Source organism: Mycobacterium sp. 1164966.3, from assembly GCF_001665395.1.
In the GTDB taxonomy this organism is placed as follows: Bacteria; Actinomycetota; Actinomycetes; order Mycobacteriales; family Mycobacteriaceae; genus Mycobacterium.
This window is the reverse complement of sequence record NZ_LZSG01000019.1, coordinates 1-20,856: the sequence shown is the minus strand read 5'-3', so window position 1 is coordinate 20,856 and position 20,856 is coordinate 1. Positions and strand designations below refer to the sequence as shown.

Annotated in this window: 18 protein-coding genes; 6 read left to right on the top strand and 12 right to left on the bottom strand. The window is 66.8% G+C overall.

Annotation, left to right across the window (positions count from 1 at the left end; genetic code table 11):
* Positions 1-23: 23 nt before the first annotated feature.
* The gene (locus tag A9W99_RS06445; RefSeq protein ID WP_067374991.1) at positions 24-884 is read right to left on the bottom strand and encodes a haloalkane dehalogenase; all 861 of its coding nucleotides are present in this window, start codon (positions 882-884) and stop codon (positions 24-26) included.
* A 40-nt stretch (positions 885-924) separates the two neighbouring features.
* Between A9W99_RS06445 and A9W99_RS06440 the strand changes: the two genes are divergently transcribed.
* Positions 925-1,791 (top strand): alpha/beta fold hydrolase, encoded by an 867-nt coding sequence (locus tag A9W99_RS06440; RefSeq protein ID WP_082929864.1) that lies wholly within the window; start codon positions 925-927, stop codon positions 1,789-1,791.
* Positions 1,792-2,011: 220 nt separating this feature from the next.
* Here the strand turns inward: A9W99_RS06440 and A9W99_RS06435 are convergent, their stop codons facing one another.
* From A9W99_RS06435 to A9W99_RS06400, 8 genes are all read right to left on the bottom strand, one after another.
* Positions 2,012-4,186, bottom strand: coding sequence for a substrate-binding domain-containing protein (locus A9W99_RS06435; protein ID WP_067374989.1), 2,175 nt, complete (start codon positions 4,184-4,186; stop codon positions 2,012-2,014).
* 96 nt (positions 4,187-4,282) lie between these two features.
* Positions 4,283-6,466, bottom strand: coding sequence for a malate synthase G (locus A9W99_RS06430; protein WP_067374987.1), 2,184 nt, complete (start codon positions 6,464-6,466; stop codon positions 4,283-4,285).
* Between the two features lie 239 nt (positions 6,467-6,705).
* Positions 6,706-7,755 carry a hemolysin family protein gene (locus A9W99_RS06425; RefSeq protein WP_156622978.1) on the bottom strand — a complete coding sequence of 350 codons (1,050 nt, stop codon included), beginning with the start codon at positions 7,753-7,755 and terminating at the stop codon, positions 6,706-6,708.
* Positions 7,752-9,128 (bottom strand): hemolysin family protein, encoded by a 1,377-nt coding sequence (locus tag A9W99_RS06420; protein ID WP_067375132.1) that lies wholly within the window; start codon positions 9,126-9,128, stop codon positions 7,752-7,754. Before A9W99_RS06420 ends, A9W99_RS06425 begins: the two co-directional genes overlap by 4 nt.
* The gene (locus A9W99_RS06415) at positions 9,128-10,564 is read right to left on the bottom strand and encodes a GuaB1 family IMP dehydrogenase-related protein (protein ID WP_067374985.1); all 1,437 of its coding nucleotides are present in this window, start codon (positions 10,562-10,564) and stop codon (positions 9,128-9,130) included. Before A9W99_RS06415 ends, A9W99_RS06420 begins: the two co-directional genes overlap by 1 nt.
* A gap of 15 nt (positions 10,565-10,579) precedes the next feature.
* On the bottom strand, positions 10,580-12,037 hold the full coding sequence (gndA, locus tag A9W99_RS06410) for an NADP-dependent phosphogluconate dehydrogenase (RefSeq protein WP_067374983.1): 1,458 nt from the start codon (positions 12,035-12,037) through the stop codon (positions 10,580-10,582).
* A gap of 114 nt (positions 12,038-12,151) precedes the next feature.
* Entirely contained in the window at positions 12,152-13,102 is a 951-nt protein-coding gene (locus tag A9W99_RS06405) for a M56 family metallopeptidase (protein WP_067374981.1), read from the bottom strand.
* 14 nt (positions 13,103-13,116) lie between these two features.
* Positions 13,117-13,533: a BlaI/MecI/CopY family transcriptional regulator gene (locus tag A9W99_RS06400; RefSeq protein WP_067374980.1), complete on the bottom strand. Its 417-nt coding sequence runs from the start codon at positions 13,531-13,533 to the stop codon at positions 13,117-13,119.
* 429 nt (positions 13,534-13,962) lie between these two features.
* Here A9W99_RS06400 and A9W99_RS06395 point away from each other — a divergent pair, with 429 nt between their 5' ends.
* On the top strand, positions 13,963-14,388 hold the full coding sequence (locus A9W99_RS06395; RefSeq protein ID WP_067374977.1) for a PaaI family thioesterase: 426 nt from the start codon (positions 13,963-13,965) through the stop codon (positions 14,386-14,388).
* A gap of 3 nt (positions 14,389-14,391) precedes the next feature.
* On the opposite strand, the gene A9W99_RS06390 is transcribed toward A9W99_RS06395, so the two are convergent.
* The 3 genes from A9W99_RS06390 to A9W99_RS06380 all read right to left on the bottom strand — a co-directional run bounded on the left by A9W99_RS06390 (position 14,392) and on the right by A9W99_RS06380 (position 17,561).
* Positions 14,392-15,780 carry an NAD(P)/FAD-dependent oxidoreductase gene (locus tag A9W99_RS06390; RefSeq protein WP_067374975.1) on the bottom strand — a complete coding sequence of 463 codons (1,389 nt, stop codon included), beginning with the start codon at positions 15,778-15,780 and terminating at the stop codon, positions 14,392-14,394.
* Positions 15,781-15,921: 141 nt separating this feature from the next.
* Positions 15,922-16,830 carry an LLM class F420-dependent oxidoreductase gene (locus tag A9W99_RS06385; protein WP_067374973.1) on the bottom strand — a complete coding sequence of 303 codons (909 nt, stop codon included), beginning with the start codon at positions 16,828-16,830 and terminating at the stop codon, positions 15,922-15,924.
* A 53-nt stretch (positions 16,831-16,883) separates the two neighbouring features.
* A complete protein-coding gene (locus tag A9W99_RS06380) occupies positions 16,884-17,561 on the bottom strand; it encodes an SDR family oxidoreductase (protein ID WP_067374971.1) in 678 nt (225 codons plus the stop codon).
* Between the two features lie 287 nt (positions 17,562-17,848).
* Here A9W99_RS06380 and modA point away from each other — a divergent pair, with 287 nt between their 5' ends.
* The 4 genes from modA to A9W99_RS25870 form a co-directional block, all read left to right on the top strand.
* Entirely contained in the window at positions 17,849-18,613 is a 765-nt protein-coding gene (modA, locus tag A9W99_RS06375; RefSeq protein ID WP_067374969.1) for a molybdate ABC transporter substrate-binding protein, read from the top strand.
* A gap of 9 nt (positions 18,614-18,622) precedes the next feature.
* Positions 18,623-19,417: an ABC transporter permease gene (locus tag A9W99_RS06370; RefSeq protein WP_067374967.1), complete on the top strand. Its 795-nt coding sequence runs from the start codon at positions 18,623-18,625 to the stop codon at positions 19,415-19,417.
* Positions 19,418-19,419: 2 nt separating this feature from the next.
* On the top strand, positions 19,420-20,562 hold the full coding sequence (locus A9W99_RS06365) for a sulfate/molybdate ABC transporter ATP-binding protein (RefSeq protein WP_067374965.1): 1,143 nt from the start codon (positions 19,420-19,422) through the stop codon (positions 20,560-20,562).
* Positions 20,563-20,676: 114 nt separating this feature from the next.
* The coding region (locus tag A9W99_RS25870) for an alanine and proline-rich secreted protein Apa (protein WP_216639713.1) at positions 20,677-20,856 on the top strand (180 nt) is incomplete at its 3' end.

The following is a 20,856-nucleotide window of genomic DNA, read 5'->3' as shown; positions in this document are numbered from 1 at the left end:
GCTCCGCGTCCTCGACTCTGGCATCAGCCGAACCGGTCGATGATCGCGGCGGCGATCCGGTCGGGCGCGTCTTCCTGGATGAAGTGATTGGCCTCCGGAAGCTCGACAAGCACGTGATCGGGAAACGTCTGGCGCATCCGTGGGATCGTCGGGCCGGGTCTGAACGCGAAGTCCTTCATGCCCCAGACCAACAGTGCCGGCTTGGCGCCTAGTTTTGCGGGCACCTCGCGCGCCAGCCGTGCCAGCAGCGGACGGGCAGCCCGGAGCTCTTTCGGCAGTTCGGCCACCCCCAACCGCGCCTGTGCGTCGGGCTGCACGGCGCGGTAGTGCTCCATCACCTCCGGGCTCAACCGATGCGCGGTCCCGGCCGGAATCAGCCGCTCGACAAAGAAATTGCGTCGCAGAATCGCGTATTGCATTGGGGGACTTGACATCACGCGGCTGAAGAGCTTCGTCGTCAGATCGTCGGTCGGCCAGAACCAGGTGTTACCCAGCACGATGCCGCGCACCCGATCGGCACGCTCGACGGCGACGGCAGTGCTGATCGGCCCACCCCAGTCTTGACCCATGCTCAGATACCCGTCGAGTCCCAGGTGATCGACCAGTTCGCCGATCACCTGGGCATGCGAGTCAACCTTGTAGCCGAATCCGGGCGGGCGATCGGACAGCCCGAAACCGAGATAATCCGGTGCCACGCAGCGAAATCGGTCCCGCAGCCCGACGATGATCTCGCGATACAGGAAGCTCCACGTCGGATTGCCGTGGCAGAACAGGATCGGTGGGCCGTCACCTTCGTCGACGTAGTGGATCCGTCCCCGCGAGCTGTCGAACCAGCGCGACTCGAACGGATACAGCTCGGGGTCAGGGGTGAATTCGATCGTCATAACCCTCCTTAGATCGCGCCCTCGATGGTATGTCCGAAGGGTGACAGCATTGAGTGTCCAGGAATGGCGCGACGCCGGTCGCTGGCTGGAGACGCCCGCGGGCCGGTTGTTCGTCCGGTCAAAAGCCGGCGCGACACCGACTGTGCTACTACTGCACGGCTTCCCGTCGAGTTCGTTCGATTTCCGGGCCGTGCTGCCGTACCTGGGCGACCACGCCTGGGTGACGATGGACTTCCTCGGCTACGGCCTGTCGGACAAGCCGCGACCGCATCGCTACAGCCTGCTCGAGCAGGCCAACCTGGTACAGACGGTGATCGCGCAGACGACGACCGGCCCGGTAGTGGTGCTCGCCCACGACATGGGCACGTCGGTGACCACCGAGCTGATCGCCCGAGACCTGGACGGCCGCCTGCCTTTCGAGATGCAGCGGGCGGTGCTGAGCAACGGCAGCGTGATCCTGGAACGGGCCAGCCTGCGGCCGATCCAGAAGGTGCTGCGCGGACCGCTGGGTCCGGTCGCGGCCCGGCTGACGAATCGGCGCGGTTTCCAGCGGGGGTTCGGCCGGCTGTTCTCGGCAGATCACCCGCTTTCGGCTGAGGAGGCCGCCGCCCAGTGGGAGCTGTTGTCGTACAACGACGGCAATCGCATCGCGCACCTGCTGATCAGCTATCTCGAGGAGCGGGAGCGTTACGCGCAGCGCTGGCATGGCGCCGTGCGCGATTGGCCCAAACCGCTGGGCTTCGTGTGGGGACTCAACGATCCGGTGGCCACGACGAACGTTCTCGACGGGTTGCGCGAGCTGCGTCCCGGCGCCGCGGTGCTGGAACTGCCCGGCTTGGGCCACTACCCGCAGATCGAAGATCCCAAGGCTTACGCCGACGCCGCGCTCTCCCTGCTGGCCGGCTAGCCGGCGTAGTGGCTTGGCGTTGGGAGTGAAGGCTTGGCGTTGGGGAGTGAAACCAGGGCGGGAAAATCCCAGATCCCGCCCTGTCTTCACCCTGAAAGCCGTAGCTTCACACCGAAAGCCGTGGCTTCACAGCGCCCGAAAGCAGCGAGCGCGAGCAGACGCAAAATCACCCTTCGCGGGGCCAAAATGGGCGATTTTGCGTCTGCTCGGCAATGCCGACTCAGCCCAGGAATGTGTTGACCGCCGCGGCGAGGTCGGGGGACGCCGAGGTCGCCAGGTTGCGGTAGCTGCCGCCACTGAGCTGTGCGACGGCCTCCCAGGTCGCCCGGTCCGGGTCGCCGCCGAAGTCGATGACGTTGACCGCTATCGGCCGGGCCTGGTCCGCTGCCTTGCGAATGAAATCCTGCAGACCCGCGCCATCGAGAGTTTGGTCGGTATGCGGCCCGGCGGTGATCACCAGGATTGAATTCGTTTGCCCGGCACGGTAATTCGCGAGCATTTCCTGATAGATCATGCGCAGCGTGGTGAACGACACGGCGCCGCCGTTGGACGAATACTGCTTGTCCAGTGCGGCTGTCAGCGCGGCCGAGCGAGGCTGCCCGTTGACGGGGTCGTCCAGCGGTCCGATTGCCACCTCGGATCGGCCCTCGTGGCCGTCGAACGTCCACAGCCCCACCACCGAGTTCGGCGGCATCGATTTGACTCTTTCGCTGAGGGCCGCAACCACATTGGCCAGCCGGGTTTTGCCGCCCTCGTCGATGGGCATCGACTGGTCGAGCATGATTGTCGCGGCCACCGCTGCCGACGATGAGGTCAGTCCGTTGGCCAGCGTGACGCGCTGCGCCTCGTCGCCCAACGACAGCGCCGGGGGCAGGGCGGGGAAGCTGGTGACCGCGCTGCTCGGCGGTTTCACGCCATTGACCCGGAACCCGGCCTTGGCCAGCTTGGCCAGTTGTTCGGGTTTTTGCATGAATCGGGCAAACGCGCTGGCGGCCTCGGTTTGTTCGTGGGACAGCCATGAGCCGGTGAGCAGCACGGCAGGATAGTCGGCAACCGCGACCGGCCCGGGCGGCAGCCAGGAGCCCAACTTGCCCTTGGCATCCGGCAGCGACTGGCCGCGCTGGAACAGCTGTTGCTCGGTGGTGGCCACCGCGTGCACCTGGCCGGTCGCTGGATCGCCCCCGCCGAGCAGCGCGTTCATCGCTGCGCCGAGGGAATTGTCGGCCAGTTTGGGTTGCGCGGCCATCAGCGTGCGCGCGGCGCCGACGCCCTGGGTGGGCGGCGCGCCGGAGGGGGCCGACGCGGCGGCAACCGCCTCGCCGGCGAGCACCGAGGCATCGCCGTTACCGTTGGTCGGCAAAGCCAGCCGCAACGATCCCCAGGCCGGCAGATTCAAGCCGGCCAGCGAGTTCGGATTGGTTTGCAAGCCCGGCAAGGCCGCCCAGTTCTGGCTGGAAAGGGCCTGCTGGAGTTCGGGGCGAATCGCGAGCAGCACCGGTGAAGTCACCAATGAGTGGCTGTCGCTGACGATCTTTTGTTTGGACGCCGCGCTCAGGCGTGCGGCGGAGACCGAACTGCCCGGGATCCACAATGCGGGCTGATCGCCCAACTCGGCTGGCCATTTGCCGCTGAAACCACTCAGCACCGCATCGGAACCGGCAGGTTTGACGTCGACCGAGACGCAGCGGTCGCCCACCGGCCCGGCCGACGGGTTGTAGCTTTCGGCCAGCTCCCGCACCTGATCGGCGATGGTCGGGTCGGCGATGACGGCAACCGTCTCCTTTCCCCCCACACAGCGGGCCGCGGCGTTCTGCGACCGATGCGACAACGAGTCACCGATGAATTTCCACAGAATCCATACGCCCACCACGGCGACGACCGCGACAAGGGCCACTATGACGCCGATGCTGACTCCCCGGCCGCCGCGACCGCTGCGATGCCCGCCGCGCCATTCGCCGCCACCGCGGTGGCCAGCGGCGTAGAGCGGCGGTGGGGGCGTCGACGGGCCCGGGGTTGCCGCGCTCGCGGGCCGGGACGGAAAGTCCGGATACCCCTCGGCCACCCCGGGCGCTATGTCACTTCCGGCGGCGTACCGGTCGTCGTTGAGGTCGGCGTAGGCCTCACGCGGAGCGGGCAGAGACTCGTCTTCGATGGGACGGGATCCCCAGCTGGGGGACGGTTCGTCTTCGTCCAGATAACGGCTCTCGTCCGAATCGTGGTAGTCATCGGACCATTCGTCGTCATCGTCGGACCAGATGTCCGATTCGTCATCCGCCTGTTGGCCGCTATGTCGACCGTGATCGGCCTCGTCCCCGGGGTACGCACTGTCCGCGAAGGATTCCTCAGAGGGCTCGGTGGCGGAATCCTCGGGGTCCGGCAAGCTGTGCCTACCCATTCCGGTGTCTGCGTCCTTTCGTTCGAATCCGTTGAAGATCTCCGCTGGTCAACGCGAAATTCCCAGGTCCCCCGGGCCACCAGCGGCCCGCACCGATCAGCGGGCCCGCGCCTTGAACTCCCGACGACGGCGATGCAGGATCGGCTCGGTGTAGCCGTTGGGCTGCTGCCCGCCCGTCAGAATCAGGTCCTGCGCGGCCAGGAAGGCGATGCTGTCGTCGAAGTCGGGCGCCATCGGGCGGTACGCCGGATCACCGGCGTTCTGCTCGTCTACCAACGGCGCCATCCGCTCCAGGCTGGCGCGCACGTCCTCGCTGGTGATGACGCCATGTCGCAGCCAGTTGGCCAGTAACTGGCTGGAAATCCGCAGGGTGGCCCGGTCCTCCATCAGGGCCGTGTTGTGGATGTCGGGCACCTTCGAGCAGCCGACACCCTGCTCCACCCAGCGCACCACGTACCCGAGGATGGACTGACAGTTGTTGTCGACCTCCTCGCGGATCTCCTCAGGCGCCCAGGCCAGTTCCTTGGCCAGCGGAATGGTCAGCAGCTCCTCGATGGTCGTGCGCTTCTGGCCCTCGAGTTCCTGCTGCACGGCGCCCACGTCTACCTGGTGGTAGTGCATCGCGTGCAGGGTGGCCGCCGTCGGCGACGGCACCCATGCGGTGGTGGCGCCGGCCTTGGGCTGGCCGATCTTCTGCTCGACCATGTCGGCCATCAGCTCGGTCATCGCCCACATGCCCTTGCCAATCTGCGCCTTGCCCTTGAAGCCGGCGGCAAGGCCGGTGTCGACATTGGCGTCTTCGTAGGCCTTGATCCAGGTGCTGTTCTTCATTGCACCCTTGCGGATCATGGGTCCCGCCTCCATGGAGGTGTGGATCTCGTCGCCGGTGCGGTCCAGGAACCCGGTGTTGATGAACACGACGCGATCGGCTGCTGCCTTGATGCACGCCTTGAGGTTGACGGTGGTGCGGCGCTCCTCGTCCATGATGCCGACCTTCAGGGTGCCTTGCGGCAATCCCAGCACGTCCTCGACGCGGCTGAACAGCTCGCAAGTGAACGCCACCTCGGCGGGACCGTGCATCTTGGGCTTCACGATGTAGATGGAACCCGTGCGGCTGTTGACCAGCGGCCCGTTGACGTCGCCGCTCTTGAGCCCGTGAATCGCTGTCACGCCGGTGAACAGCGCGTCCATGATGCCCTCGAAAACCTCGTTGCCGTCACTGTCGACAATTGCGTCGTTGGTCATCAAGTGACCGACGTTGCGGACGAACAACAGGCTGCGTCCAGGAAGGGTGAGCTCGCCGCCGTCGGGCGTGGTGTAGGTGCGGTCCTCGTTGAGGACGCGGGTGAAGGTCTTGCCGTCCTTTAGGACGTTCTCGGCGAGATCGCCCTTGTTCAAACCGAGCCAGTTGCGGTAGCCGAGCACCTTGTCGTCGGCGTCGACCGCGGTCACCGAGTCCTCGAAGTCCATGATCGTGGTGACCGCCGACTCAAGGATCACATCCTTGATGCCGGCCGCATCGGTCTTGCCGACCGCCGACTCCGGGTCGACCTGGATTTCAATGTGCAAACCGTGGTTGACCAGCAGCACCGACCAGTTGGGCGAGCCGAGCTCGCCGCTGTAGCCGGCGAACTGCTCCGGGCTCGCCAGCCCGGTGGCCTCCGCACCAATGGCGACCTGCAGCTGACCGTCGTCGATGCGCAACTCCGTCGCGTCTGCCCACGAGCCCGACGCCAACGGCACGGCACCGTCGAGAAACTTGCGCGCGTAGGCGATCACCTTGTCGCCGCGAACCTTGTTGTAGCTGGTGCCCTTTTCCGCGCCGCCGCTTTCCGGGATGACGTCGGTGCCGTACAGCGCGTCGTAGAGGGAACCCCAGCGAGCGTTGGCCGCGTTTAGCGCGAAGCGGGCGTTGAGGACGGGGACCACCAGCTGCGGCCCGGCTGTCGTGGTGATCTCGTCGTCGACGCCGGAGGTGGTGATGGTGAAGTCGTCGGGTTCGGGCTGCAGGTAGCCGATTTCGGTGAGGAATTCGCGGTAGGCCTGCTGATCGATCGGCTCGATGACCCGATGGCGGTGCCACTTGTCGATCTGCGCCTGTAGCTCGTCGCGGCGGTTCAGCAAATCCTGGTTTTGCGGGGTGAGGTCGGTCACGACCTTGTCGACGCCCGCCCAGAAGCTGTCCGGGTCGATTCCGGTACCGGGCAGGGCCTCGTTGTTCACGAAGTCGTAGAGCACCCTGGCGACGCGCAAGTTGCCCGCCGACACGCGTTCAGTCATGGTTCTCCTTCACACCCTGTGGAAGCCCGGTTGGAGCCCGGTTGGCCGCTTCGATCAGACCAACCGGGCCGATCGGCCCCATTTTGGCTATGCGCCAGCCTACCGAGCGACAGCCTGACGAGCGTATACGGCGACCTGCAGCAGCAGGTCAAGCCGGGGCTGGCGACTTCACGGACGGCACTGCGGCGGGCCATCCGAGTCGTCTGCACCCCCAGCCGCACAGAGCATACGGGTCGCAATCAGTGTGTGCCTTCGTGCACGCTACCGACCAGGTCCTCCACCAGATCCTCCATCGCCACCATGGCGACCACCTGCCCGCCCTCGTCGGTCACCAGCGCCAGATGGCTGTTGCTGCGGCGCATCCGCGACAATGCGTCGGCCAGCGGCAGGGACTGCAGCACCCGGGGCAGCGGACGTACCAGCGCCAAATCGACGATGGCCTGCGGATCGTCGCCGAGCGTCAGCACGTCCTTGATGTGCAGGTATCCGACGAACTCGCCGCCGATGCCGGTGACCGGAAACCGGGAGTAGCCGGTTTCGCCGAGGGCCTGTTCCACGGCACCGACCGTCGGCCCGCTGCCCGCCCGGGCGACCGGCACCGCCCGCACCTCGGCGAGCGGCCGCGCGACATCGGCGACGACCCTGGTCGATACCCGCAACGCCCGGCTCAGCCGCGTGTGTTCCTCCTGATCCAGTAGGCCTTCGGACACCGAATCAGCGATCATCTCGGACAGCTCGGTGGTGGACACCGTGATGTCGAGCTCGTCTTTGGGTGCGACACCCAGTACCCGCAGCACCGCGTTGGTGCACTTGTTGTACAAGACGATGAATGGCCGGGCCGCGCGCACGTAGAGCAAATACGGTGGAACCAATAGCATCGCCGTTCGCTCCGGACCGGCCAGTGCGATGTTCTTCGGCACCATCTCGCCGAGCAGCACATGCAGTGTCACCACGACGGCCAGCGCGACCACGAACGACACTGTGTGCACCAGCGTCGGATGCATGCTGGTGAAACCCAGCGACCTCCGCAGCAGATCGGCGACCGCCGACTCGCCTATCCGGCCGAGCAGGATGGAGGCCACGGTGACGCCCAACTGAGCGCCCGCCAGCATCGACGCAAGCTGCTCACCGGCGCGGATCACGGTGACAGCACGGGCCCGCCCTTGCTCGGCCAGCGCCTCCAGGCGGTCGCGACGGGCCGAGATGAGCGAGAACTCCGCGCCGACGAAGAATGCGTTGCCGCCGATCAGCAGGATCGCCGCCAACACTTTGAGCGCGTCGTGGATCATTCTCGCGGTCCTGGGCCGGTCGGGTGATTGTCGGCTTGATGGGCCAGTTCGGTCAGCTGAAGCAGGTCGATGCGGCGGCCGTCCATCCGGACCACCGTCGCCTGCCAGCGCACCGAGTCGTCCGACAAACCGTCCGCGTCCCACGCCGGCACCTCGACGGTTTCGCCGGCCCGCGGGATGTGTCCGAGCTCGCGCAACACCAGCCCGCCGATGGTCTCGTAAGGTCCGTCCGGGGCGCGATATCCGGTCGCGGTGGCCACCTCGTCGATGCGCAGCAGGCCCGACACCCGCCATCCGTTGCCGGACGCCAGCACATCCGGTGTCGCGTCGTCGTGTTCGTCACGGACGTCGCCCACGATTTCTTCGATCAGGTCCTCGACGGTCACCATGCCGGCGGTCCCGCCGTACTCGTCGACAACCAGCGCGGTCTGCAGGCTGTCGGCGCGGATACGCGCCATCACCGCGTCGCCGTCCAGCGTGGAGGGCACCACCGTGACCGGCTTGGCCACGGTCGTCACCGGCGTGTGTCCGCGATCGGGGGGTGCGACATCGAACACCTGCTTGACGTGCACGATACCGACGGTCTGGTCGAGGTCACCGTCGATGACGGGGAAACGCGAGAACCCCGACTTCGCGGCGGCTGCCACCAGGTCGGCGATGGTGTCATCGGTCTGCAGCGACACGATTTTCGACCGCGGAGTCATCAGTTCCTCGGCTGTCAGCGCGCCGAATTGCAGCGATCGGCGCATCAGCGACGCGGTGGCGGGATCCAGGGCGCCGCTGCGCGCAGACGTCTGCACCAGCGACAGCAATTCCTGCGGTGAGCGGGCCGAGCGCAGCTCCTCGGCCGGCTCGATTCCCAGCTCCCGGACAATCCAGTTCGCCACCCCATTCGTCAACCGGATGGCCGGGGTGAACAGCACCGAGAACACCAGCTGCGGTACCACTACTGCGCGGGCGGTCCGCAACGGGCGCGCGATCGCGAGGTACTTGGGCACCAGCTCGCCGAACACCATCGACACCGAGGTGACGATCACCAGCGCCAAGAACGTGGTGAGCCCGTCGGCCAGGCCGTCGGATATCCCGATCGCGGCCAACGGCGGGTACGGCAGCTTGTCCACCAGCGGCTGGGTGAGGTACCCGGTGACCAGCGTGGTGATCGAGATGCCCAACTGGGCCCCGGACAGCTGGAACGACAGCTTGTGTTGAGCGCGCTGGATGAAGCGGTCGCGACGGCCACCGGCGCGGGCGTTCGCCTCGACAATGCTGCGATCCAGCGCCGTGAGCGAGAATTCGGCCGCGACGAACACCGCCGTGCCGAAGATCAGCACCACGATGGCCAGCCCGGTGGCCACGATGAGAGAGATGTTGATCACCAGCCGGTCGGCAGCGGATGGCCCTCGGCGAAGCCGGCCGCCGACTGGACTCCGACGACGGCGCGCTGGTGCAGTTCCGCAAGCGTGGCGGCACCAACGTAGGTACAGGTGCTGCGCACCCCGGAGGCGATGTGGTCGATCAGGTCCTCGACGCCGCCCCGATCGGGGTCCAGTCCCATCCGCGATGTCGAGATGCCTTCCTCGAACAACGCCTTGCGGGCTCGGTCGAAGTTGCTGTCCGCGGCGGTGCGGGCGACCACCGCACGCTTGGACGCCATGCCGTAGCTCTCCTTGTACGGCTGGTCGTCGCGGTCGCGCATCAGGTCGCCGGGGGATTCATAGGTACCGGCGAACCACGACCCGATCATTACGTTCGACGCTCCGGCGGCCAGCGCCAGCGCCACATCCCGCGGATGCCGGATCCCGCCGTCGGCCCACACGTGGGCGCCGAGTTCCCTTGCTGCAGAAGCACATTCGAGCACAGCGGAGAATTGCGGACGTCCGACGGCGGTCATCATCCGGGTGGTGCACATCGCGCCCGGACCGACGCCGACCTTCACGATGCTCGCCCCCGCGCCGAGCAGATCCCGAACGCCCTCGGCTGACACCACATTGCCCGCCGCCAGCGGCACATTCAGATCCAATGACGCGACCGCCTTGATCGCTTCCAGCGTCTTGACCTGGTGCCCGTGGGCGGTGTCGATGACCAGTACGTCGACACCGGCCTCGGCGAGGGCCCGGGCCTTGGCCGCGACGTCGCCGTTGATGCCGACGGCGGCGCCGATCCGCAACCGGCCGCGGGCGTCGGTGGCAGGGGTGTAGATGCCGGTGCGGATGGCTCCCATGCGGGTCAGCACCCCGGCCAGCGTGCCGTCGGCGCCCGTCAGTACCGCCACGTCGATCGGGGCGTGCTCGAGCAGGTCGAAGACCTTACGCGGCTCGGTGCCCACCGGAGCCGTCACGAAATCGCTCACGGCGACGTCACGCACCCGGGCGAAGCGGTCCACACCTACGCACGACGATTCCCGCACCAGACCGATCGGACGGCCCTCGAAGAGGACCACCGCCACGCCGTGTGCGCGCTTGTGGATCAGCGCCATCGCGTCCGAGACCGAATCGTCGGGCGTCAGGGTCACCGGCGTGTCGAGTACCAGGTCGCGGCTCTTGACGAAATCCACCGTCTGCTGCACCGCGTCGATCGGAAGGTCTTGCGGCAGAATGACAATGCCGCCGCGGCGCGCCACCGTCTCGGCCATCCGCCGCCCGGCAACCGCAGTCATGTTAGCGACCACCAGCGGAATGGTCGTGCCCGAACCGTCAACGGTGGACAGATCGACGTCGAACCGCGAGGCGATGTCCGAGCGGTTCGGCACGATGAAGACGTCGTTGTAGGTCAGGTCGTACCCGGGCCGCTGCCCGTCCAGGAACCTCATCGTCTATGCAACTCGCTAGGCAGGTACTTCGGTTCGATCTCCGCTCCACAGCGTGTGGAACTTCTTGCTCGGGTCCTCGTCGATGCGGCCATAGGTGTGGGCACCGAAAAAGTCCCGCAGCCCCTGGGTGAGCGCGGCGGGCAAGCGCTCGGTGCGCAGAGCGTCGTAGTACGACAGCGCCGACGAGAACCCCGGAATCGGGATACCCAGCTTGGTCGCTGTCACCACCACCCGGCGCCAGCCGTCGATGGCGGATTCGATCGCGCTGCGAAAGTACGGCGCTACGATCAGCGTCGCCAACTCGGCGTCGGAGTCGTACGCCTCCTTGATGCGGTTGAGGAATTTGGCCCGGATGATGCAGCCGCCCCGCCAGATCGTGGCCAGATCACCCGGGGTGATATCCCAGTCGTACTCGGCGCTGCCGGCCTGGATCTGGTTGAAGCCCTGCGCGTAGGCGATGATCTTCGACGCGTAGAGGGCTTGCCGGACGTCCTCCACGAACTGCGCTGAGTCGCTGGGCTTTTCGCCCAGCGCGCCGGAGGCCAGCCCGGTGGTGGCCTTACGCTGGGCCACCGAACCGGACAATGCGCGGGCGAACACCGCCTCGGCAATGCCGGTGACGGGCACACCGAGGTCCAGCGCTGACTTCACCGTCCAGCGACCCGTGCCCTTCTGCTCGGCTTCGTCGAGAATGACGTCGACGAGGGGCTTGCCGGTCTTGGCGTCTTCCTGCCGCAGCACCTGTGCGGTGATCTCGACGAGGAAACTGTCCAGATCGCCCTTGTTCCAGTCGTCGAACACGTCGGCGATCTGCGGCGCAGTCAGGCCAAGACCGTCGCGCAGGAGTTGGTAGGCCTCGCCGATGAGCTGCATGTCGGAGTATTCGATGCCGTTGTGGACCATCTTGACGAAGTGTCCGGCACCGTCGGGGCCGATGTGGGTGCAGCACGGCACTCCGTCGACGTGTGCGGAGATCTCCTCGAGCAGCGGTCCCAGCGATTCGTATGACTCGGCGGGCCCGCCGGGCATGATCGACGGCCCGTTGAGGGCCCCTTCCTCGCCGCCCGAGATCCCGGCGCCGACGAAGTGCAGTCCGCGCTCGCGCATGGCCTTCTCGCGGCGGATGGTGTCGGTGTAGAGGGCGTTGCCGCCGTCGATGATGATGTCGCCCTCTTCCATGGCGTCGGCGAGCTGCTCGATGACGGCGTCGGTGGGATCGCCCGCCTTGACCATTATCAGCACCCGCCGCGGCTTCTCCAGCGCGTCCAGAAACTCCTCGATGGTCTCCGAGCGCACGAAGTCGCCGTCGTCACCGTGCTCTTTGAGCAGCGCGTCGGTCTTGGCGGCGGACCGGTTGTGCAAAGCCACGGTGTAGCCGTGGCGAGCGAAGTTGCGGGCGATATTCGATCCCATCACGGCCAGGCCGGTGACGCCGATCTGCGCGGTTCCCGTCTTCGATTCCGACGAACTCATGTCTTGCCTCTCCGGTCGCAGAAATTCGGCTCGAGCTCTTTGGCGAACACTAGTCCGACAACTCTGACACAGCGAAGTGCCGACACTGCAGAGTGTTTCGCTCGGGCGCAGCGCCTAGGCGGCGAACAAACGCTGCAGCTCCGTCAGCCACGGCACCGCCAACGCGACCGTCGGCACCACCAGGACGGCCGCCGCGGCCAGGTACGCGGCAGCCGAGAGCGGCAGGCTGTTGCCGCGCCCGGAGAGCCGGCGGACCCGCAAGACGGTGCTGGGACCACCCGCGGCCAGCGCGCCGGACGGCGCACGGCCCGACGCGCACGCGACCAGCGCCCTCGCCAGGGGAGTGCGCCCCGCGGCGCGCACCGCGGCATCGTCGGCCAGCAACTCGACCAGCAATCGCACCGAGTCGAGCGCAGTCGAGCTGCGCACCAGCCGCGGGAACGCGGCGTGCACCGCGGTGAACGCCTCCAGGACCAGGTCGTGGCGGGCGCGCAGATGGGCTCGCTCGTGGGTGAGGATGGCCGCCACTTCCGCGTTGTTGAGCGTGTTCAGTGCCCCTTCGGTGACCACGACGCGGCTGCGTACGCCGGGCAGGCAGTAGGCGAGCGGTTGTGAGACGTCCAGGACGCGCAGGTCGCGGGTGCGGGTGCAGGGCTGGGGCAGGGCGGCGTCGTGTCCGACCCCGACGAGGTCGACCACCATGCGGTGGTGCGCTCGCCGCCGCCGAGTCGCGATGGCCACACGTACCACGGCGACCATCAATCGCGCACCGACCAGCACCGTCAGCGCGAAAACGGCGATGTATGCGGCCCACAGCGGCCAGCCCAACCGGCCCTCCGCGTCCAGGATGCCGGCCGTCGGCCTCCCGTCGGGACCGGGCATCAGAAGGCGGGTGGCGATCGCGATGCCGGCGCTGAATGCCGAAAGCACCGCTGCCAGGGCAACCGCCTGCCACAGCACCATCGCGGCGCGTGGAGCGCGCAGCGGCCACTTGGAGCGGGCTATCAGGGCCGGTATCGGACCGACCAGCAGCACCGCAAGGATGGTGAAGGCCAGCGCGGACACGCTGCCAGTCTCCCTCAGTCCTCCGCAGTAACGCCAGCAGAAGGCGTATTGCGTTGATTTGCTTCCAGTTCGGCGAGCGCTCGACGCAGTGCGTCGGCCTCGTCGGCCCCGACGCGCTCGACGAAGTGCACCAGCGCGGCTTGCCTGTCCCCAGAGTCCTCGGCCTGGGCGAGCGCGTCGACCATCAGCCCGGCCACCAGTTCGTCGCGGCCGTGCACGGGCGCATACCTGTGCGCCCGGTCGTCGCGAATCTGGGAAACCAGATTCTTCTTGGCCAACCGTTGCAGCACCGTCATCACCGTGGTGTACGCGAGGTCACGCCGCGCGGACAGCGCTTCGTGGACTTGGCGAACGGTTTGGGGTTCCGGTGTGGACCACAAATGGTCCATCACCGTTCGTTCCAGATCACCCAGCCGAGTCAGCTTGGCCATAGTTCGTTCATCTCCATCAGACGTCCAATAAGCGTACTCCGGCTTACTACCGGTTGTCGTATGCGAAGCCGCCCGTCGCACGGCCAGGCCGGTCGCGCTTGGGCGCCCAGCGGACACCAGGCACTGGTAAACCGGCCTTTATAGACGTGGGTGTGACCCTGGTAACACCGACGGCCGACAAGTTTCGCGCGCCCGGAGCGCCGAACAATCCGGCCGGCCTACCCTTGCAAAATTAGGGCAGCCTTGCCTATTCTAAATCCCGTCGAGCGAACAATGACCGCGGCAGAGTCCTGAGGGCTGCAGCGACCCCCGGTCTACTCGATCGGCGGGCCCCGTGCCTGGGTTGCACGGGGCTCGCCTGTTTCCCGGCCTGTTTTCTGGGGAGGGAATCGGCCACGACGAACAGGGATCGGCCGATGGTGTAGACACATGAACGTGTCGTCGGACGTGACCCTTCCGGAGAACTTCACCGCGCCTTTCGATTCCGAGCTGGGGCTGCGGTTCACCGAACTCACCCCCGACGGCGCCCGCGCGCAACTCGAGGTCACCCACAAACTGCTGCAGCCGATGGGGCTGGTGCACGGCGGCGTTTACTGCTCGATGATCGAGAGCATGGCCAGCGTGGCGGCCTACACCTGGCTGAATTCGCCTGGGAGCGGCCTCGGCGGAAACGTGGTGGGCGTCAACAACAACACGGATTTCTTGCGCTCTATCGGCTCGGGCATGGTGTACGGCGCTGCCGAACCGATCCATCGCGGTCGTAGTCAACAACTCTGGCTGGTCACCGTCACCGACGCCAATGACCGTACGGTCGCCCGCGGTCAGGTGCGGCTACAGAACCTCGAGGCGCGCTGACGGTCAGCTGGCCACTCTGGTGGTCGCCGCGTCTTGCGCCTCGGCGGCCAGCTCGGCCAGCTGTTCGAGGCGCGTTCGGGCGAAAGCCTGCTGGTCGGTGATGGTGAGCTGACCGCGACGAGTGCTGAGGAAGGTCACCGTCCAGGACAGCAGCGTGGTGATCTTGGTCTTGAATCCGATCAGATACACCAGGTGCAAGACCAGCCAGATCAGCCAGGCGATGAAGCCGCTGAACTCGAGCGGCCCGATCTTGGCCACAGCGGAGAAGCGCGACACGGTGGCCATCGAACCCTTGTCGAAGTACTGGAAGGGTTCCCGTTGGGTGGGGTCGGCGCCCGCGAGTTCGGCCTTGATCGTCGTCGCAACGTACTTGGCGCCCTGGATGGCACCCTGTGCAACGCCGGGCACGCCGTCCACCGCGGCCATATCCCCGACGACGAAGACGTTCGGGTATCCGGGGATGGACAGGTCCGGCAGCACCTGAACCCGGCCCGCCCGGTCGAGTTCCACAGGCGACTGTTCGGCGAGGTCCCGGCCCAGCCGGCTCGCCTGGACTCCGGCGGACCACACCTTGCAGGCCGACTCGATGCGCCGCTCGGTGCCGTCGGAATCCCTGACGGTGATTCCGTTGCGGTCCACGTCGGTGACCATCGCGCCGAGCTGGATCTCCACGCCCATCTTCTCCAGCCGCGCGGCGGCCCGCTGACCGAGCTTCCCACCCATCGGCGGCAATACCGCGGGGGCGGCGTCCAGCAGGATCACCCGCGCCTTGGTGGAGTCGATGTGGCGGAACGCGCCCTTCAACGTATGTTCGGCCAATTCGGCAATCTGCCCGGCCATTTCCACACCGGTCGGACCGGCGCCGACGACGGTGAAGGTCAACAGCTTCTCGCGTCGTTCCGGATCGTTCGACCGTTCGGCCTGTTCGAAGGCGCTCAAAATGCGCCCGCGCAGCTCCAGGGCGTCGTCGATCGATTTCATGCCGGGTGCGAATTCGGCGAAATGGTCGTTGCCGAAGTAGGACTGGCCGGCGCCGGCGGCGACGATCAGCGTGTCGTACGGAGTTTCGTAGGTGTGGCCGAGCAACTCCGAGATGACGCGCTGATTGGCCAGATCGATATGGGTCACATTGCCCAGCAGCACCTGCGCGTTGCGCTGCTTGCGCAGGACGACACGGGTGGGCGGGGCGATTTCCCCCTCAGAGATGATCCCGGTGGCCACCTGGTACAGCAACGGCTGGAAAAGGTGATGGGTGGTGCGGGCGATCAGCTTGATGTCGACGTCGGCGCGCTTGAGTTTCTTTGCCGCGTTGAGTCCGCCGAAGCCCGAGCCGATGATCACCACCTGATGCCGACGCTTGGGAGCAGCTGGGACTTCTTGCTCGGGACTCATGTTCGGCTGCTCCTGACGAGGCTCCATCGGCGTTCGACTGCAGTTAGCTACTCCGCAGCCAAGCGTAGTCAAGCCGGCGACTAGATACCCAAGCGCGAGCCTGTGTAATCAGCCACAACGGCGTCGCGAGAGTGTGCTGGGCTACATGCCGAACAGCGGTCGCAGCGTCTCGGCGACTGTCGTGATGACACCGGGGGTGTGCCCATTCGGCATATTGACGATCACCCCACCGACGCCGACGTCCAGGATTCTCGCCTGCACCTGCTCGGCGATCTGCTCCGCGCTGCCGGCCACCATGCGCGGGTTCGCCCGGTCGGGGTCGAATTTGCCATCGAGCAACACCGTCAACATCAGGCTGGTATCGATGGTCGCCGGGTCTCGGCCGGCCTCGTCGCAGCGCGCCTTGAGCGCGTCTACCTTGCGTGGGAGCTCGTCGAGCCCCGCGATGATGTTGAGGTGATCGGCGCAGCGGGCGGCAATAGCGAAGGTCTTCTTCTCGCCGCCGCCGCCGATCATGATCGGGATGCGGTCGCGGTATCGCGGCTCGGCCGTCGCCGATTCGGCGTGGTACCACTTTCCGGAGAATGTGGGCCGCTCGCCCTTGATCATCGGCACAAGGATCTGCAACGCCTCTTCGAGTCGCTGGAAACGGTCGGTGAACGTACCGAATTCGAAGCCGAGCTGGCGGTGTTCGAGCTCGTACCAGCCGGCGCCGATGCCCAGGATCGCCCGGCCGGCGCTCACCACATCCAAAGAAGTGATGATCTTGGCCAGCAGCGCCGGATTGCGGTAGGTGTTGCCGGTCACCAACGTGCCTAACTGCAGACGTTCGGTCGCGGTCGCCAACGCAGCCAGGGCGGTGTAGCCCTCGAGCATCGGCGCGTCCGGAGGACCCAGCATGGGCAGTTGGTAGAAGTGGTCCATCACGAAAAGCGAGTCGTAGCCAGCTTTTTCGGCTTCTTGGGCCTGCGCGATAACCGTAGGGAAGAGCTTTTCTACGCCGGTGTCATAGGAAAAGTTGGGAATTTGAAATCCGAGCTTGATCGCCACGGTGTCAACCGTAGCGATCGGCCCGGCGGTTGAGACAGCGCCCTGGACGGGGCTCAGGCGAAATGGGCCAGCGCGCCGTGACTGACGTGCAGCGTCTGGCCGGTGATGTGGCGAGCCGCCGACGTCGTGAGGAACCGCGCCAGCCGGGCGATCTCAGCCGCGACCGACGGCGGTGTGTGCGCGAGGCCGTCGTACCCGGGCTGCACGCTGCGACCGCATGCCACCGCATTGACCGTGATCCCGCGGGTGCCGAAAACTTCTGCCTGCCCCGCAACCCAGCTGGACAGAGTCGCCTTGATCGCGGCGTCCACGCTGCCCGGGGGCGGGTTTTCCGCCACCACGCTGATGATGGACCCGCCCGAACGCAGGTGGTCGCCCACGGCCTGCACGGTCAGCACCGCCGAGAGCACCGTCGCGTCCAGCGCATTGCGCCATGCGTTGGCGGTGTCGGCCAACGAATAGGTGCGGGGATCGCCCGCTTCCCAGCGCGGCGTCGGCAGGTTGACGATGGTGTCCAGGTGATGGGGGAATAGCCCGCGCACCTCGGCGAGGCTGCTGGGGTCCATGGTGTCGCAGACGATGGCGTCCACGTCGAGTTCCTTAGCGACGACCTCGAGATCGCCACGGCGGGCGCCTACCAGGGTTACCTTGTGGCCGTCCTCGCGGAAGCCTTCGGCTACTACTCGCCCTAGATCGGTGTCGCCTCCGGTGACCAGCACCTCCACTGCCATGACCTCCTCGTGTTCAACGTTGAACCCAGACCCTGGGCCGTTCACCAGCGCATTTGCTGCAGCGAACCTAGTTCCGACGGCGGCTCAACCGTTGGACCACAGCGGCCGCCGGAACTGCATTGCCTGGAATCTCAGCGTGTTATGGCGTCGACTCCGGCCAATGTTACTGGACAGTAGCTCTTTGGCGAAACTCCACACCTCCGCGACGCGCGGACGAATTGCATAACTATTCGGCTAGCACCTTCAGGGCGTTCCGGGCCCGGACACCAGCGAGATAGGTTGGGCCGATGCGTCCGATCGGGGTCCTGGCCAGAGTGCTGTCGGCCGTATTGGCGTCGGGCTTGCTCGCGTGCGGTCCGAAGTCGCCGTCCGCGGTGGTGGTGTTCGCGGCGGCTTCGCTGAAACCGGCGTTCACGCAGATCGGTCAGCAATTCAAAACCGACAATCCCGGCAGCAGCGTGGAATTCGACTTCGCCGGTTCTTCGGAGCTGGCGACCCGGTTGACGCAGGGAGCAACTGCCGACGTCTTCGCGTCGGCCGACACCGCGCAGATGGAGACGGTCGCCAAAGCGGGTCTGCTGGCCGGTGATCCGGGCAACTTCGCCTCCAACACCTTGGTCATCGTCACCGCGCCGGACAATCCGCAGCGGGTCACCTCGTTCGCCGACCTGGCTAAGCCGGGTCTGCGCGTGGTGATCTGCCAGCAGCCGGTGCCCTGCGGGTCGGCGACGCATCGCATCGAAGACTCCACCGGGGTGCGCCTCAGTCCGGTCAGTGAGGAACTCAGCGTGACCGACGTCCTCAACAAAGTCACCACTCGACAAGCCGACGCCGGGCTGGTCTACATCACCGACGCACGCAGTGCCGCAAACAAAGTGGCGACCGTCAACTTCCCCGAAGCCGCCGGGGCGGTCAACGTCTATCCCATCGCGATGCTCAAAAAGGCACCTCAACCCACCCTGGCCCAGAAATTCGTCACCCTGGTGACCTCCCCGACGGGCCAGAAAGTGTTGGCCCAGTTCGGCTTTCAGACACCACAAGCCAACCCCTGACTACCAGCCATGTACCGGCCGACGCACCTGCCCCGGTGGGTATACATACCCGCCGCCGCGGGGACCGCGTTCGTGGTGCTGCCGCTGCTGGCGATCGCCATCAAAGTCGACTGGCTGCACTTTTGGTCGCTGATCACCAGCACGTCATCCGCGGCGGCGCTGTACCTCAGCCTCAAGACCGCCGCGGCAAGCACCCTGCTCTGCGTGCTGCTGGGTGTGCCGATGGCGCTGGTGCTGGCCCGCAGCGACACGCGCATAGTGCGGCTGCTGCGTCCGCTGATCCTGCTGCCGCTGGTGCTGCCGCCGGTGGTCGGCGGCATTGCGCTGCTCTACGCGTTCGGCCGGCTCGGGCTGATCGGGCAATACCTGGAGGCCGCCGGTGTCAGCATCGCGTTCAGCACGACTGCTGTGGTGCTGGCGCAGACCTTCGTCTCGTTGCCGTTTCTGGTGATTTCCCTCGAGGGCGCCGCGCGCACCGCCGGGGGCGATTACGAGGTGGTGGCGTCGACGCTGGGGGCGCGGCCCAGCACGGTGTGGTGGCGGGTCACCCTGCCGCTGCTGCTTCCCGGCGTGGCGTCCGGCGCCGTGCTGGCATTCGCCAGGTCGCTGGGGGAGTTCGGGGCGACGCTGACGTTCGCCGGATCCCGCCAGGGTGTTACTCGGACCCTGCCACTGGAGATCTACCTGCAGCGGGTGACGGACCCGGATGCGGCGGTGGCGTTGTCGATCCTGCTCGTCGCGGTGGCGGCGCTGGTGGTGCTGGGTCTGGGGACTCGCCGGCTGACCGGGACCGACGCGAGGTAGCGATGACTGAGTTGCAGCTGCGCGCGGTCTTCGCAGAGCGCCATCTGGATGTGTCCTTCTCGGTCTCCGCCGGCGAGGTGCTCGCGGTGCTCGGGCCCAATGGCGCGGGCAAATCCACCGCGCTGCACGTGATCGCTGGGCTGATTCGGCCCGACGCAGGCGTGGTGCGTTTGGGGGATCGGGTGCTGACCGACACCGAAGCCGGCGTGCATGTGTCCACGCACGACCGCCGGGTTGGGCTGCTGCTGCAAAAGCCGTTGCTGTTCCCGCATCTGAGCGTGGCCGCCAACGTGGCGTTCGGGCCGCGCAGCCGCGACGGCATGTTCGGGATGTTCGCGCCGGGCCGCGCGCGGGCGAACGCGTCGAAGGCGCGGCGCTGGCTGCGCGAGGTGGACGCCGAGCTGTTCGCCGACCGCAAGCCGCGGCAGCTGTCCGGGGGGCAGGCTCAGCGGGTCGCGATCGCCCGGGCGCTGGCGGCCGAACCTGACGTGCTGCTGCTCGACGAGCCGCTGACCGGCCTCGACGTCGCCGCTGCGGCGGCGATCCGAGCGGTGTTGCGTACCGTTGTCAGTCGCAGCGGCTGCGCAGTAATCCTGGTCACCCACGATTTGCTGGATGTGTTCACGCTGGCCGACCGGGTACTGGTGCTCGAGTGCGGCAAAATCGCCGAGATCGGCCCGGTCGTCGAGGTGCTGGCACGGCCGCGCAGCCATTTCGGGGCGCGCGTGGCGGGTGTCAACCTGGTGAACGGAACCATCGGCCCGGACGGCTCGCTGCACGCCCGATCCGGCGCACACCTGCATGGAAACCCGAATCCGTTGCCCGGCAGCGAGTTCGGGGAGCCCACTGACGGCCAGAACGCGATAGCTGTGTTCCCGCCTACCGCGGTCGCGGTGTATCAGGACATGCCTCACGGCAGTCCGCGCAACACCGTCGAGGTGACCGTCGCGGAACTGGACGCCCGCGGATCCGCGGTCTTGGTGCGCGCTCAGGAGCAGCCCGACGGCGCACCCGGCCTGGCCGCCGAAATCACCGTCGACGCAGCTGCGGAGCTGCGTCTGACGCCGGGGGAGCGGGTGTGGTTCAGCATCAAAGCTCACGAAGTGACGCTTTATCCCGCGCCAGGTGGGCCGAGGCGTCAATAGCTTGTCCGGAGCCTGTCCGGTCACACATTGCGGATCGGCAACATCGGGAAAACCGCGCCGCAACGGCAGAGGCGCTTCCTTGCGTCACAGCCGTAACACGGTAGGTTCGTCGCCATGGAGCAGGTGGACCAAAACTCGACACGTAGCAAAGGGCTGTGGGCGACCCTGGCAATCGCCGCGGTGAGCGGCGCCAGTGCCATCACGATCGCGTTGCCGGCAGTCTCGAACGCCGATCCGGAGCCCCCGCCGTCGCCCCCGGCAAGCCCGACCGCCCCCCCCCCCGCGCCGCCCCGG